Below are 15,394 nucleotides of genomic sequence, written 5' to 3' on the forward strand. Positions count from 1 at the left end.
CTGTCCTGGACGTCGTGGAAGGAGGGCGTGCGGGATGCGGTAGGTGTCGGTCATCGCGCCACCACCTCGAAGGGCACGCGTGCACGGACATCGGCGCTGGACGCGCCCACGCGCAGTTCGTAGCGTCCCGGCGGCACGACATAGGCGCCACGCGCTTCGTCGTAACGGCGCAACGCCTGGTGCGGCGACAGCTCGAATGTCACGGTACGCCGCTCACCGGGGGCCAGGTGGATGCGCTGGAAGCCGCGCAGTTCCTGCTGCGCATCGCCGGCCGCGGCCTGCAGCGGACGCACATACAACTGCACCACTTCATCGCCGGCGCGCTTGCCGGTATTCGCCACCTCCACCTGCACGCGCAGGCGACCATCCGGCGAGACGGTGGGCGCGTCCGTACGCAACTCGCCATAATCGAAACGGGTGTACGACAGGCCGTACCCGAACGGATACAGCGGCGTGCCGCGGAAGTAGCGGTAGGTGCGGCCTTCCATCGTGTAGTCGTCGAAGGCCGGCATCGGCTGGCCGGCGGTGTAGAACGTCACCGGCAGGCGGCCGCCCGGGTTGGCCTCGCCGAACAGGGTCTCCCCGACCGCGGTACCGCCGCGCTGTCCCGGATACCACGACATCAGGATCGCCGGCAGGTTCTCCTGCGCCCAGTCCACCGCCAGCGCGGAGCCGCCGGTCAGCACCAGCACGACCGGCTTGCCGGTGGCGTGCAGCGCTTCGAGCAGGGCACGTTGCGTGGCGGGCAGGCGCAGATCGGTGCGGTCGCCGCCTGCGAAGCCCGGGTAGTTGACGGTCATCTCCTCGCCTTCCACATCACCGGTCAGGCCGCCGACGAATACCACCACATCGGCGTTGCGGGCGACGTCGATCGCCTCCTCGAACGGCGGCTTCGCACCCGGCATGCGCCAGGCCAGGCGCACGCCCGCATCGCGCTCGGCATCGTAGTACTCCAGCCGCAGGTCGTACGCCCGCCCGGCCAGCAGGTCCAGTTCCACGCCGTCGCTGCGCAGGCGGTCGCTGTCGGTCCAGTGGTCGAGCACGCGCTTGCCGTCCACGTACAGGCGGAAGCCGTCGTCGGCCGCGGCTTCGATCCGGTACCTGCCGGACACCGGCGGCAGCAGCTGGCCACTCCAGCGGATGCTGAAGCGGTCGTTCGGCACGCCCTGCCCCGGGCCCGCCTCGCCGCGCGCCTGCAGGTTGTCGGTCGGCGAACCACGATCCCAGCGGAAGCCGATCTGCGCATCGGTGCGTACCAGCGCGGGGGAGCCAGAGAGATCCTGGGTGCGGAAGTACTCGCCGCGCAAACCGCGCTCCGGAGAGTCGGCGGACGGCCGCAGGTACGCGGCTTCGATCAGCGGCGTCGCGGCCGGATCGTCGCGACCTTCCACCAGGTCCACCCCGCGCGCATAGCTCACCTCGACGCCCTTGGCGGCATCCCGGATGCCTTGCAGGATCGTCACCGGCGCAGCCGGCGTACCGAAGTAGTTGCCGAGCAGCGCCATGGTGTCGTCGGCGGTCGGCCCGATCACGGCGATGCGCTTCAGGGTGCGCGACAGCGGCAGGATGCCGTCGTTCTTCAGCAGTACCAGCGATTCGCGCGCCGCCTTCAATGCCAGCGCATCATGCGCAGGCGCCTGGTTCACGGCGTACGGGATGCGTGCCCACCGTACGCGCTCGGGCGGATCGAACATGCCCAACCGCATCCGCGCGGTGAACAACCGCGTCACCGCGTCGTCGATCTCGGCTTCGCTGATCAGGCCCTGGCGCACCGCGGCAGGCAGCGTGGCGTATTCCTCGCCGCATTCCAGCTCGGTGCCATTCTTCACCGCCAGCGCCGCGGCCTGCTCGCGGGTGGCGACGATCTTGTGGTTCTTCCAGATGTCGACGATGGCCCAGCAGTCCGACACCACGTAACCCTTGAAGCCCCAGTCGCGACGCAGCACGTCACGCAGCAGGAACCTGCTGGCACTGGCGGATTCGCCGTAGACGCGGTTGTAGGCCCCCATCACCGCGTCCACGTCACCCTCTTTCACCAGCGCCTCGAAGGCCGGCAGGTAGGTATCGTAGAGGTCGCGCTTGCTGGGACGCGCATCGAAGTGATGGCGGTCGGCCTCCGGCCCACTGTGCACGGCGAGGTGCTTGGCGGTCGCGTCCAGCTTGCGATAGACAGGGTCGTCGCCCTGCAGGCCGCGCACGAACGCCACGCCCATGCGCGCTGTCAGGTAGGGATCTTCGCCGTAGGTTTCCTGTCCCCTGCCCCAGCGCGGATCGCGGAAGATGTTGATGTTCGGCGACCAGAACGTCAGGCCTTGGTAGCGGCCATGCTGGCCATCGCGGACGAACTGATGGTGCTTGGCGCGCGCTTCGTCGCTGATGGTGGTCGCGATCTCGCCCATCAGCGGCACGTCGAACGTGGCCGCCAGTCCGATGGCCTGGGGAAACACCGTCGCCTGGCCGGCGCGTGCCACGCCATGCAGCGCCTCGTTCCACCAGTCGTAGGCAGGAATCCCCAAACGCTCGATGGCGGGCGCGGCGTTCTGCATCTGGGCCGCCTTTTCCTCCAGCGTCATCTGCGCCACCAGCGAGGCGGCGCGCGCCTCGAACGTGCGCGACGTGTCAAGCCAGGGTTTCGCATCGGCCGCCTGCGCGGACGGCGCGGTCCATGCGGCCGCGCACAGGACCAGCGCACACAATCCGGGCGCGGCGCGCCGGACGCGGGAAACGGAAGGCTTCGTCATCATCATTCGCTCCTCGAAGCGCGCTCGTCGCGCGCGAACGGACCCAGCAGGGCACCGACGAAACCGCCAGCGCGATCGGTACTCAGTACGGTGCCATCGACCTTGCTGGCCAAGGTCTGCCAACCGCGTCCGTCGCCCGTGTCGAACGCGAAACCGTAGTCTCCCTCGTCGCCCTCAATCCTCAGGCGGAGGGCATCGGTCGCCGCCACGTCGCGTGTCGCCAGCGTGCGCGTGGTGCCGCTGCCGTCGCGGCCTTCGAGAAACACCGTAATGCGGTTGCCATCGAGCCGGCGCGCGCCGAGGAAGTACCAGTACGCCTCGCTCTGGAAGGCGGCCAGTCCCGCGGCCACGCCCGGCGCCGGCGCCGTCATCGCCGTGCTGGCCTGGAATCGCAGATGCTGCTGGCGACGACCGAGGAACGCGGGATTGCGCAGCGTCTCCAGCCCTTCCGTCAGAGGATGGACAGCGAGGGAACCGGGACGTGCGGCCAGGTCTGCCCATGCGGACTTGGGCACGCGCACGCGCAGCCACTCCGACGCCAGCGACGGCGCATCGAATTCATCGCGATGGGAGAAATTGCCGGTGGACGGCGCCTGCGTCGCTTCGCCCTGCATCCACGAGGGAGCCTTCACCACATAGGGTATGACCTGGTCGGCAGGCAGGATCTCCGGCCAGCCATCGCGCCACTGCACGGGCAGCAGGTACGTTTCGCGACCGGTGTTGTAGTGGCGGCGCTGGTAGTTGCGGCTCGCCAGGAACACCGCCCACCACGATCCATCGGGCCCCTCCACCAGGTCGGCATGGCCGGCATTCGTGATGGGCAGTGGACGATCCACAGGCAAATCGCGCTGGGTCAGGATGGGATTGCCCGCGTAAGGCACATAGGGACCCCACACGTCGCGGCTGCGCAGCACCACCTGCGAATGCTGCGGTCCGGTGCCGCCCTCCGCGTCGGACAGGTAGTACCAGCCGTCCCGCTTGTAGATATGCGGACCCTCGATCCAGATCGGATTCTTCTCCGGCTCCACGCCGCCATCGATCAGCACCTTGCGGGGACCGACCGGCTGGAAGCGCGCCAGGTCGATCTGCTGCATCCAGATCGCACGGTGTCCGTCATAACGCGCCGGACCCGGTGGTTCGTCGTTGTTGAGCAGGTAGACCTTGCCGTCGTGGTCGAAGAACAGCGACGGATCGATGCCGCCAATGGTCGGCAGCCAGTGCGGATCGGACCACGGACCGGCCGGATCGCGCGCCGTGCTGATGAAGTTGCCGCCGCTGTCGGTCGCGGTGGTGACCACGTAGAAGGTGCCCTCGTGGAACTCGATGGTCGGCGCGAAGATGCCGCGCGACACGCTCAGGCCGTCGAAATCCAGCTGCGTGGGACGGTCGATGACGTTGCCGATCTGCTTCCAGTGCACCAGGTCCGTGCTTTCGAACACGGGGATGCCCGGAAAGTAGGTGAAGCTGGAATTCACCAGGTAGAACCTGCCGTTGGCGGCGACGATGCTGGGGTCGGCATGGAAGCCCGCCAGCACGGGATTGCGGTAGTGGCCGGCGGGCAATGGCGCTTCGAAGGCCGTATCGCGGCCGGTGTATTCGAACCAGTCGAAATAGACCGGCGGCGCCTCCTTGGTTGTCTGTGCGTTGCCGGTGGCGGCCAGCAGCATGAGCGCGATGGCCAGCAGGCTGCCTGCGGCGTTGCGGGATGCTGGGACGCGGCGCGCATGCGTGCCGGCATCCGGGAAATTTCGCGGAGAGAACGGAGTCATCGGGGCGCCTCGACAGCAGGGACGGGTAGTTCGAAAGGACCGGCCGGCAGGCCAGCGGTGTCGCGAAGCGTGCATACCGGGCCGTCGGCCCAGCAGTAGCGCACGCGGGTGGCGCCAGCGACGGCAGGGCCGCGCACTACGACCCGACTGGCTTCGATGCGCGCATCGGCGTAGCGGCAGCGCTGCGTGGCATCGCAGAGTTCGAAACCGATGGGATGGTCCGAGCCGGTCGTCGCCAGCGCGCCGGTGAAGTCGTCGAACGCGATGCCGACGCCGTCCTGCGTGCGCGACACCGCACGTGCGACGGGGCCGGACGGTGCAAGCGTGCGTTCGCCGTAGACCACGTGGCGAGCCAGGCGCGCGAGACGCCGGCCGAGTTCCTGCTTGTTCGGCGGATGGATGTCGTACGCATCGCCGATGTCGATGGCGACCGCGAGGCCGGAGTGCGCATCTTCCGCGGCGACCTGGCGTTGCGCGTCGCGCAGCTCGGCCCAACCGCTTTCCACGGGTGAGGACGGCGGCATGCCATAGCCCGCCAGCTGCACGACGAGAAAGGGCGTCTGCGGTCCGAACCGGCGCCGCCAGTCGTCACGCAGCAGGCGGAGCAACGGCGCATATGCGGCGGCCTCACCGGTATTGGACTCGCCCTGGTACCAGAGCACGCCGCGCACACCGTAATCATGCAGCGGCGCGATCATGCCGTTGTACAGCGTCGACAGGCCCGTGGCCGCCTGCCAGGGTGCGCCAGGCGGCGACGTGTCCGACGGCGCAATGCGGTACTGCCAGGGTGTGTCCAGCACGACGCGTGTGCCATCCGAAAAGCGCAGGGCCTGCGCGTCCGCCGGTCCGGCCAGCCCGCCGTCGCGATAGGTGTCCAGCACGTTGACCACCACCGTGTTGATGCCGGACTTCAACAGCCCGGCCGGCAGCGGGTAACGGCGCGGTTCGCCTGCGCCGTAGCGACTGCCCACCGCCACGCCGTTCACCCAGGTCATGTCGGTCTCGTCGGCCGGTGCCAGTTCCAGCGTCGCGCTGGCGACCGCTTGCGCCGCCGTGAGCGTGACCTGCGTGCGGTACCAGACCATGCCGTTGTAGTCCGCGAGTGCGGCCACGTTCCATCGCTCCCACGCGCCCAGCGATGCAGGAGCATCGTGCCAGTCGCCGGCGCTCGCGCCGGGCTGCCAGGGCATGTCGCCGGGAACGGCGTGCGGACGCGTTGTCCACCAGCGCTCCCACTGCCTGCCCCAATGCGCAAGCGCCGCCACGGGATCGTCGGCATAGGTCGCGAGCACGTCGAGGGCTTCGTCCCGGCCGCCGCCGGCGCGAAGGGCGGACGCGCCGATCCATGCTTCGATCCGCGATCCACCCCAGGCCGCCTGGATCAGCCCCACCGGCACATCGACCGTCTTCTGCAACTCGCGCGCGAAATAGAGGCAAGCCGCCGAGAAATCACGCACCGTCTCCGGCGAGGCAGGGTTCCACGCCGCGCGGCCCTGGAACGACAACTGCGGCACCACCGCTGCGGACTGCGGGACGTTGAACAGGCGGATGCGCGGATAGGCGCCCGACGCGATCTCGCTGTTCGCGTCTAGCGCGCGCCAGACCGGCAGCTCCATGTTCGACTGGCCCGAGCACAGCCACACGTCACCCAGCTGCACGTCACGCACCCGCTGCGTGACCTGCCCTGCCCTGGCCACCAGTTCGTAAGGGCCCCCGGCCGCCAGAGAACGCAGGCGCGCGCTCCACCGGCCCTCGGCATCGGCGCGGGTGGTGACGGTCTGGCGAGCGAAGGACACGGAGACCGCTTCGCCCGCCCGCGCCTGACCCCACACGCGGATCGGCACGTCGCGCTGCAGGACGGCGTGATCCTGGAACAGGGGATGCAGCAGCGGCTCCATGCCTGCCGCCTGCCCGCGTGCCGGCGGCGACGCGGCAACGCACCACGATGCGATGACCAGGAGGCCCGGGAGCAGGAGCCTCATCGTCCGTCTCCCGGTGCGAACGGGAACTGCAATGCCTGGTAGTACGCCAGCGGATGCGGCGGCGGCTGTTCGCCCGCCGGCAGTGCAAGGCCGTTGAGCGACTGGAAGTACGCCACACTGGCATCGCGCCACCACTGCGCCTCGTTGCGCTGGATGCGCAGGAAGGCGGCGACCTGACGATGGCGCGGCGCATCCACCTTGCCCTCCAGGCGCTGCCACGTGGCCTGCATCGCCTCGACGTTCCGCACGCCACGCGTGTAGCGATGGACCAGCTCGTCCCAGAGCGGCCTGCCTGAGCGCAGGCGGCGATCCCACCGCACATGGTGGAACCACAGCAGCAGCGGCTCCGGCACGCGTTCCACGTCGTTGAACCCGCGTGCGACGTCCGCTGCGTACTGCGACACCGCATCGCTGCCCGACGCGGTGCGATCGAATCCGATGCCGTCGCGGTCCGCACGGTGGTAGTACACCGAGGTCCAGTCGGCCCGCGGACCGCCGTCGACCCACGGACCCGGGCCATAGTGATGCCCGCGCGCCATCACGTGATGCAGCCCCAGCGGCGTCATGTAATCGACCGCCGTTTCGCGCGAGGCCATCATCATGTCCACCACCGGCCGCACCACCTCCTGCGCCGGAGAGAACGTCATGGCGACCCAGTCGGCGGCGATGTCGCGCGAAGACTGCATGGGGTTCCACGCCAGCCGGCCGAATGCATACCAGTTCGCCGGGTCGAAATGCGAACCGCTCCAGGTGCGGTCGTCGCCGATGTTGGCCACGCCCGCCATGCCGGTCAGCGCGTGTCCGTCCAGCGAGCCGTCGACGACCCGGGCAACGGTGGAACCCGGGCCGCGCGCCCGCGTATCGGCGCGCAGGACCTCTTCATACAGCGGCCCCAGGTAGACCAGGTGCGTCGCGAAGCCGAGGTATTCCTTGGTGATCTGGAATTCCATCATCAACGGCGTGCGTGGCATCGCGCCGAACAACGGGTGGAACGGCTCGCGCGGCTGGAAGTCGATCGGTCCGTTCTTCACCTGCAGCAACACGTTGCGGCGGAACGCACCGTCCAGGCCGACGAACTCGTTGTAGGCCTGCTTGGCGCGATCCTCGGGCACGTCGTGCGCGTAGACGAAGGCGCGCCACATCACCACGCCGTCGTGCGGCGCCAATGCGTCGGCCAGCAGGTTCGCCCCCTCGGCATGTGAACGCCCATAGTCCTGCGGACCCGGCTGCCCTTCCGAGTTGGCCTTGACCAGGAAGCCACCGAAATCGGGAATGAGCGCGTAGATCTCGTCCGCCTTGTCGCGCCACCAGCGCTGCACGCCGGGGTCGAGCGGATCCGCGGTGGCCAGGCCACCCAGTTCGATCGGCGCACTGAAACGCGCGCTCAGGTAGACACGCAGGCCGTATGGACGGAACACGTCCGCGAGCGCCGCCGCCTTGCGCAGGTACTCGCGCGAGAGGCTCAACGCCTGGGCATTGACGTTGTTGAGGACGGTCCCGTTGATGCCCACCGATGCATTGGCGCGCGCATAGTCGACGTAGCGCGGATCCTGCCAGTCAGGCAGGGTGTGCCAGTCCCACAGCGAACCTCCCGCGTAGCCGCGCTCCACGTAGCCATCCAGGTTGTCCCAGTGGTTGAGCACGCGGCGCGCGACCGCGGGCGACTCGCGCACTTCCAGTGCGTCCAGCGACATGCCGGTCTGCAGCAGGCGCAACAGATGGAAGACGCCGTACAGCACACCGATGTCCTCGCGGGCCGCGACCAGCATCAGCGTGCGACCGCCGACCTGCGTTTCGCGCAGCAGGTAACCTTCCTGCCCCAGGGCCTCCAGTTCTCCACGTAGCGGTGCGATCAGGGGCGACGACCGCGGCGTGCCCAGGATCAATGACCGCTTGCCCTCGGGGGCCGGCCGTCGCACCGGGGCGTTGCCCAGCAGCCCCGACATGCCCCGCTCCACTTCGTCGCGCGCGGCGCGCTGCGCGGCCGTGGCATCGGGCGCGACGAGTTCCCCGAATCGCGCGCGGTAGTCGTGCGCCACGCCCTGGTCGAGCGGCACGTAGCGCATCCACAGCGCATACCCGTCTTCCGCGCAGGCGTTGCCAGCGAGGCCAAGCAGGACCAGCACGACCGCAAACCGCCATCCCCGGCGGCGGTCGCCCGATACCGGGGTTAGCGTTAACATTCCACTGTCCAGCGGACAGGCGGGCGCGGGCAGCGGCATCATCCCCCCTGGCGCTCCTGCCGGACCGGCGGGGCGCTGCACCGCATGGCTACCGTGGAAGAAGGGAACGCGTATTGGACAAGCCGAAGAAGGCGATCCGCCGCAAGACCAGTGGCGTGACGATCGATGAAGTGGCCGCGCTGGCCGGCGTGTCGCCCATGACCGTCTCGCGGGTGATCAACAACCAGGGCAAGGTCCGCGACGCCACGCGCGAGCGCGTCATGCGCGCCGTGCGCGAGCTGGACTACACGCCCAACCTGGCCGCGAGTTCGCTGGCCGCCGCGCAGCACACGCGCATCGCCCTCATCTACACCAATCCCAGTGGCGCCTACCTGCGTGAGCTGCTGGTCGGCCTGCTGCGGGTAGCGTCCCGCACCGCCGTCCAGCTGGTGGTCGACTACTGGGACGACCTGGATACCGAATCCGAACGCAAGGCGGCGCGTGCGCTGGGCGCGCGCGTCGACGGCGTCATCCTGCCTCCCCCGCTGTGCGAGTCGCGCGCGGCGGTGACCGAACTGGTGAAAGCGGGTGTCCCCGTCGTCGCGATCGCATCGGGGCGTTTCAGCGATGACATCTCCTGTGTCCGGATCGACGACTTCCGCGCCGGCAGGGAGATGGCCGAGCACCTGATCGAACAGGGCCACCAGCGCATCGGTTTCATCCTCGGACGCAGCGACCTCAGTGCCAGTTCGCGCCGCTACGACGGATTCGTCACCGCGCTGCACGAAGCCGGGCTGGACGTGGACACCGACCTCGTCCAGCAGGGCGACTACACGTACCGCTCCGGACTGAAGGCCACCGAGAAGCTGTTGGCCCATCGCAAGCCGCCGACCGCCATCTTCGCCAGCAACGACGACATGGGCGCGGCCGCGATCTCGGTGGCGCACCGCCGGGGCCTGGACGTACCGCGCGACCTGTCCGTGGTCGGCTTCGACGATACCTCGGCCGCCACCACGGTGTGGCCCGAGCTCACCACCATCCACCAACCGATCGCGTCGATGGCGAATGCGGCCATCGATATCCTGCTGCGCAGCATCCGGCGCAAGACCGACAGCACCCGCGTGCTGATGGACCACGTGGTCCCGCATCGGCTGGTCATCCGTGACTCGGTGGCAGCGCCCCCGAAGCGGCGGTAGCGCGCGGCAGATCGTCATGCCGCGTGCCTCCTCGAGGCATGAACGACGGTCACCGGCGCGATGACGCCCGCACGCAGCGTCATCGCACGGGGATGATGCGCGAGGGTCATGCGTCCGGGCATGCGACGCTGGCCTCGGCCTCGTTCAGCGCGCCAAGCGCCACGCGCGATACCGAGATCGTCATCGTCCCGGCGGTACCGACGGACCACGGACGATCCAGCTTGGCGACATCGGCACCGGCCTTGGCCAGGCATTTCAGCGGCACACCGACGCGCGTCCATTGGCCCACCGGCAACGTCGCCAGCGTCGGCGCCAGCGCCACGCGCGCGGTACATCCGGTGCCGCAGCCGACCGACAGCCAGGCCTCGCCGCTGGGCGCCGCATCCACGCGCAACGTGGTCAACAGCATCACGTCGCCGTTGCTCTCGCGCTGCAGGTCCAGCGCCGTGTGCGACTGCAACGCCGCGACCGCCTCGCCCTTGCCCGACCAGGCCAGACGGCGCGCGTCCTCCTGCGCCTGGTGATCCACGCCGGTGACCTTCAAAAGCTCGCCGTCGAGCGCCTCCGGCACCTTGGTGACCGTCACGCCCTGCCCGTCCGCGGCTTCGAGCCGCAACGCCATGCCGGACCCGGCCTCGCCGCGCGCGAAGAACACGCCCGTCGCGCCTTCATCGCCGCTCACGCCGGAGTCTTCCGGCAACGCGGCCAGGTCGCCCTTGTCGGCGTAGGTCAGGCCGAAGCCGAACGCGAACAGCGGGTCGTAGCCTTCCTGTCCCACATTGTTGGCGTATTGCGTGGCCGTGCGCGGCCAGCTGAAGCTCAGCTTGCCCTTGAAGTCGTGCTGCACGCTGCCATCGGCCTTGCGCAGCAGCACGTCGGCGATGCCCGCGCCTTCCGACCCCGGCAGCCAGGCGGCCACGAACGCATCGGCCGCGTTGATCTCGCGGTTCATCCACAGCGGACGCCCGCTCAGGAACACCGCCACCACCGGGATGCCCTCGGCCTTCAGCCGCTTGATCAGTTGCAGATCGCTGTCATCGCCGGGCTTGTACAACAGCGTCTGCAGGTCGCCCTGGAACTCCGCGTACGGGTTCTCGCCGAACACGACCACCGCCACGTCGGGCTTCTGCGTGTACGTGCCGTCGACGGCGAGGATCGCCTCGCCTCCCGCCGCCTTCGCCTGCTGCGCGATGCCCTCAAAGATCGAGTCCGCGTTCGGGAAATCCTTGCGCGTGGTGCCCGTGCCCTGCCAGTTGAGCGTCCAGCCGCCGGCCTGCTTGCCGACATCGTTCGCGCCGTCGCCGGCCACGAGGATGCGCTGCTTCGGCGCCAGCGGCAGCACGCCGCCGGCGTTCTTCAGCAGCACCAGCGATTCGCGCACGGCCTGGCGCGCCACGGCGCGGTGCTCCGGGGCGCCGAGCAGGGCGAACTGGCCACCGACGGCCCGCGTCGACGGCTTGCCCGCCTCGAACAGGCCCAGGCGGACCTTCACCCGCAGGATGCGGCGCACCGCATCGTCCAGCCGCTCCTGGCTGATCGTGCCGGCCTTCACCGCCGCCAGCGTGGTCTCGTAGAAGCCCTTCCAGCTGTCGGAGGCCATCGCCATGTCCAGGCCGGCGTTGATCGTGGCCGGGCAGTCGGTGTTCGTGCAGCCCTTCACCTGGCCGTGGCCGTTCCAGTCGCCGACCACGAAGCCGCCGAAGTGCATGCGGCCCTTCAGTGCGTCGGTCAGGTACGGCTTGTTGCCGTGCATCTTCTCGCCGTTGACGCTGTTGAACGAGGCCATCACCGTCTGCGCGCCGGCCGCGATCGCCGGCGGATAGCCGGCGCCATGGATGCGCACCAGGTCGGCTTCGCTGATCTTCGTATCGCCCTGGTCCTTGCCGTTGGTGGTGCCGCCGTCGCCGAGGAAGTGCTTCACCGAGGCGATCACGTGGCGGCCGTCGAGGAAGCCGGGCGTGCCGACCTTGCCCTGCAGGCCCTCGACCATCGCACCGGCGTAACTGGCCACGATCTCGGGCGATTCCGAATAGCCTTCGTACGAACGGCCCCAGCGGTCGTCCTGCGGCACCGCCACGGTCGGCGCGAACGCCCACTCCATGCCGGTGGTGCGCGTCTCCAGCGCGGTGACCTCGCCGATCCGGCGCAGCAGATCCGGATTGCGCGTCGCGCCCAGGCCGATGTTGTGCGGGAACAGCGTGGCGCCGACGATGTTGCTCTGCCCGTGCACGGCATCGATGCCGAAGATCACCGGGATCGCCTTGCCGCCCTGCGAGGTATCCATCGACGCCTCGTAGAAGGCATCGGCCAGCGCGAGCCACTCGGCCGGCGAGGCGTCGTAGCGCCCGCCGGGGTCTGAATTGCCGCCGGCCAGGATCGAGCCGAGCCGGTACTTGCGCACCTCGTCAGGCGTGATGCTGGCGATATCACCCTGCACCAGCTGGCCGACCTTCTCCTCCACCGTCATCGTGGCCATCAGGTCGGTGATGCGCTGCTCGAGCGCGGCGTCCTCGGCCAGCGGCCAGGCGACCTGCGGCCACGGAGTGGCATCGGCGGCGGTCGCGGGTGCGGCCGCCTTGTCGTCGCCCTTGCAGGCGACCAGCGCCAGCATCAGGGCGGTGAGCAGCGCACCACGACACCTCCGCATCGCACTTCGGTTCGTCATCGCGCTCATCCCTCCATCTGCTCCAGTTCACGTCCCTTGGTCTCGTGCACGTACTTGATCACGAAGAAGACCGAAATCGCCGCTGCGATCGTGTACAGACCGTAGGCGCCGGCCAGGCCGATACCGGTCAGCAACATCGGGAAGGTCCAGGTGATCAGGAAGTTGGCGCCCCACTGCGCAAGACCGGCCACGGCCAGGCCCGATCCGCGGATCTGGTTGGGGAACATCTCGCCCAGCATCACCCACATCACCGGGCCCCACGAGAGGTTGAAGAACACCACATAGGCATTGGCGGCCACGAGCGCCAACACGCCCATGTTGTCCGAGAGCTGGAGCTTGCCTGCCGCATCAAGGCTGCCGGTGGCGAACGCCATGGCGACCAGCCCCAGCGTCACGGCCATGCCGGCCGAACCGATCCACAGCAGCGGTTTGCGGCCGATGTGATCGACCAGCAATACGGTGACGATGCAGGCGCCGATGCTGAGCGCGCCGGACAACACGTTGATGGCCAGCGCATCGTTCTCGGAGAAGCCCACGGCTTGCCACAGCACCGCGCCGTAATAGAAGACCACGTTGATGCCGACCAGCTGCTGGAACGTCGCCAGGCCGATGCCGACCCAGACGATGGGACGGATCTTGCCGGTCGCCTTGTTCTTCAGATCGGACAGCCGCGGCGCGTGATGATCAGACGCGAGCGAGGCATCGATCTCGGAAAGCTTGGTTGCGCCGGTCGCAGCGCCGTAGAGCCGCGTCAACACGCTCAACGCCTGTTCCTTCCGGCCCTTGGCCGCCAGATAGCGCGGACTCTCCGGGATGAACAGCAAAGCGCCGAGGAACAACGCAGCCGGCAGGATCTCCACCCAGAACATCCAGCGCCACGCTTCAAAGCCCAGCCATAGTGGAGCCAACGAGGAACTGGCGAACTTGGCGAGGACATAGTTGCTCAGGAAGGCAGCAAACAGGCCCGAAATGATTGCGATCTGCTGCACCGTCGCCAGGCGGCCCCGATAGCGTGCCGGCGAGACCTCGCTGATGTACGCGGGCGACATGACACTCGCCGCGCCGACCGCGAATCCTCCTATGACCCGGTACACCACGAATTCGAGCGACGAGGTCGCGATGCCCGACCCCCAGGCCGAGATCAGGAAGAACACGGCCGACCACAGCAGCATGGTGCGACGTCCATATCGGTCTGCGAGCGTGCCCGCGAACCAGGCGCCTATCGCGCAGCCCAGCAGCATCGATGCGACGTTGAAGCCGGTCACGGCCGCATCGGAGCCGAACGCGGCCTTCAGCCCGTCGACGGTGCCGTTGATGACCCCGCTGTCGAAGCCGAACAGGAACCCGCCGATCGTCGCCACCAGACTGATGAGGATGATGAAGCGGGTGTTCTCACCGGTGCGCAGTGCTGCATGTTCCATCGAAGGTTCCCCTGGTCTTTGATCCAAGCCGGAGTGCCGGCGGAGATCTCCGCCAGGCACCCTCGACTCCATCCCGTTCCTGCTGGATCGTCAGCGCAACAGGTACTGGTTGAGCAGGTTCTCGTAACGCTCCTGCTTGCCACTGGTCTGCTTCGGTTCGCCCTGCCCGGCCGCCAGCGCCGCCAGGTCGGCCAGACCGAGCTGGCCGGTCTCGAAGTCCTTGCCCTTGCCGCTGTCGAAGCTGGCGTAGCGCTCCTTGCGCCACTGCTCCCACGGCGACTCGGTCAGCAGCGCGTGCGCCACTTCCAGGCCGCGCGCGAACGCGTCCATGCCGCCGATGTGGGCGATGAACAGGTCTTCCAGGTCGGTCGATTCGCGGCGCACCTTGGCATCGAAGTTCAACCCGCCTTCCAGCCCACCCTGGCGCAGCACCACCAGCATCGCCCCGACCGTGTCGTACAGATCGGTGGGGAACTGGTCGGTGTCCCAGCCGTTCTGCGCATTGCCGCGGTTGGCATCGATGCTGCCCAGCAGCCCGTGGTCGGAGGCCACCTGCAGGTCGTGCTCGAAGGTGTGGCCGGAGAGCGTGGCGTGGTTGGCCTCGATGTTGAGCTTGAAGTCCTTCTCCAGCCCGTGCTCCTTCAGGAAGCCGGCCACGGTGGCGCTGTCGAAGTCGTACTGGTGCTTCATCGGCTCCATCGGCTTGGGCTCGATCAGGAAGTTGCCCTTCAATCCGATGCTGCGGCCGTAGTCGCGGGCCATGGTCAGGAAGCGGGCGAAGTGCGCCACTTCGCGCTTCATGTCGGTGTTGACCAGCGAGGCATAGCCCTCGCGGCCGCCCCAGAACACGTAGTGCTCGCCACCCAGTTCGACGGTGGCCTCCAGCGCGGCCTTCACCTGTACCGCGGCGCGTGCGACGACGGCGAAGTCCGGATTGGTCGAGGCGCCATTCATGTAGCGTGGGTGCGAGAACAGGTTGGCCGTGCCCCACAGCAGCTTGATGCCGGTCGCGTCCTGGCGTGCTTTCGCCAGGCCGACCATGTGCTTGAGGTTCTTCTCGTACTGGCCGATGTCCTCGGCATCCGGGGCCAGGTCGATGTCGTGGAAGCACCAGTACGGCACGCCCAGCTTGGTGAAGAACTCGAACGCCGCATCGACCTTGGCTTCGGCCGTGGCCATGGGCGAGCCGGCCTCCCACGGGAAGTGGCGCGTGCCCGGGCCGAACGGATCATGGCCGGCGTTGCAGAACGTGTGCCAGTAACAGACCGCGAAGCGCAGGTGCTCCTGCATCGTCTTGCCGCCGATGGTCTTGTTTGCGTCGTAGACCTTGAACGCCAGCGGGTTGTCCGAGCCGCGCCCTTCGAAGGGGATGCGGCCGATGCCGGGGAAGTATTCCTGGGCGCCGATGAAGGGCTGCGTGCTCATGGGGCGGTGTTCCTGTGGTTGTGCGAGGTGTCG

The 15,394-nt window shown here is 68.4% G+C and carries 8 protein-coding genes; 1 reads left to right on the forward strand and 7 read right to left on the reverse strand.

Annotated elements, in window-relative coordinates:
• Window positions 1-50 precede the first annotated feature (50 nt).
• From ACSQ19_RS17145 to ACSQ19_RS17160, 4 genes are all read right to left on the reverse strand, one after another.
• A complete protein-coding gene (locus ACSQ19_RS17145; protein ID WP_435998677.1) occupies window positions 51-2,741 on the reverse strand; it encodes a glycoside hydrolase family 3 C-terminal domain-containing protein in 2,691 nt (896 codons plus the stop codon).
• A 2-nt stretch (window positions 2,742-2,743) separates the two neighbouring features.
• Entirely contained in the window at window positions 2,744-4,408 is a 1,665-nt protein-coding gene (locus ACSQ19_RS17150; protein ID WP_436001014.1) for a glycoside hydrolase family 43 protein, read from the reverse strand.
• 98 nt (window positions 4,409-4,506) lie between these two features.
• Complete coding sequence (locus ACSQ19_RS17155) at window positions 4,507-6,408, reverse strand: sialate O-acetylesterase (RefSeq protein WP_436001016.1); 1,902 nt, start codon at window positions 6,406-6,408, stop codon at window positions 4,507-4,509.
• A gap of 80 nt (window positions 6,409-6,488) precedes the next feature.
• Window positions 6,489-8,675 carry an alpha-glucuronidase family glycosyl hydrolase gene (locus ACSQ19_RS17160; protein ID WP_435998679.1) on the reverse strand — a complete coding sequence of 729 codons (2,187 nt, stop codon included), beginning with the start codon at window positions 8,673-8,675 and terminating at the stop codon, window positions 6,489-6,491.
• 113 nt (window positions 8,676-8,788) lie between these two features.
• Between ACSQ19_RS17160 and ACSQ19_RS17165 the strand changes: the two genes are divergently transcribed.
• Window positions 8,789-9,850 carry a LacI family DNA-binding transcriptional regulator gene (locus ACSQ19_RS17165; protein ID WP_435998681.1) on the forward strand — a complete coding sequence of 354 codons (1,062 nt, stop codon included), beginning with the start codon at window positions 8,789-8,791 and terminating at the stop codon, window positions 9,848-9,850.
• Between the two features lie 106 nt (window positions 9,851-9,956).
• Here ACSQ19_RS17165 and ACSQ19_RS17170 read toward each other — a convergent pair whose 3' ends face one another.
• The 3 genes from ACSQ19_RS17170 to xylA form a co-directional block, all read right to left on the reverse strand.
• A complete protein-coding gene (locus ACSQ19_RS17170; protein ID WP_435998683.1) occupies window positions 9,957-12,524 on the reverse strand; it encodes a glycoside hydrolase family 3 protein in 2,568 nt (855 codons plus the stop codon).
• Window positions 12,521-13,936 (reverse strand): sugar porter family MFS transporter, encoded by a 1,416-nt coding sequence (locus ACSQ19_RS17175; protein ID WP_435998685.1) that lies wholly within the window; start codon window positions 13,934-13,936, stop codon window positions 12,521-12,523. The genes ACSQ19_RS17170 and ACSQ19_RS17175 overlap by 4 nt, the downstream gene beginning before the upstream one ends.
• 90 nt (window positions 13,937-14,026) lie before the next feature.
• Window positions 14,027-15,361, reverse strand: coding sequence for a xylose isomerase (gene xylA, locus ACSQ19_RS17180; protein ID WP_435998687.1), 1,335 nt, complete (start codon window positions 15,359-15,361; stop codon window positions 14,027-14,029).
• Window positions 15,362-15,394: the final 33 nt, after the last annotated feature.

The organism is Pseudoxanthomonas sp. LjRoot127, from assembly GCF_964253495.1.
GTDB lineage: Bacteria > Pseudomonadota > Gammaproteobacteria > Xanthomonadales > Xanthomonadaceae > Pseudoxanthomonas_A.

Bases quoted from the DNA above. Each gene is read 5' to 3' on its own strand.
- ACSQ19_RS17150 (WP_436001014.1), bottom strand. From the start codon at position 4,408: ATGCTGCTGGCCGCCACCGGCAACGCACAGACAACCAAGGAGGCGCCG.
- ACSQ19_RS17175 (WP_435998685.1), bottom strand. From the start codon at position 13,936: ATGGAACATGCAGCACTGCGCACCGGTGAGAACACCCGCTTCATCATC.
- ACSQ19_RS17170 (WP_435998683.1), bottom strand. From the start codon at position 12,524: ATGAGCGCGATGACGAACCGAAGTGCGATGCGGAGGTGTCGTGGTGCG.
- ACSQ19_RS17160 (WP_435998679.1), bottom strand. From the start codon at position 8,675: ATGTTAACGCTAACCCCGGTATCGGGCGACCGCCGCCGGGGATGGCGG.
- ACSQ19_RS17155 (WP_436001016.1), bottom strand. From the start codon at position 6,408: ATGGAGCCGCTGCTGCATCCCCTGTTCCAGGATCACGCCGTCCTGCAG.
- ACSQ19_RS17145 (WP_435998677.1), bottom strand. From the start codon at position 2,741: ATGACGAAGCCTTCCGTTTCCCGCGTCCGGCGCGCCGCGCCCGGATTG.
- xylA (WP_435998687.1), bottom strand. From the start codon at position 15,361: ATGAGCACGCAGCCCTTCATCGGCGCCCAGGAATACTTCCCCGGCATC.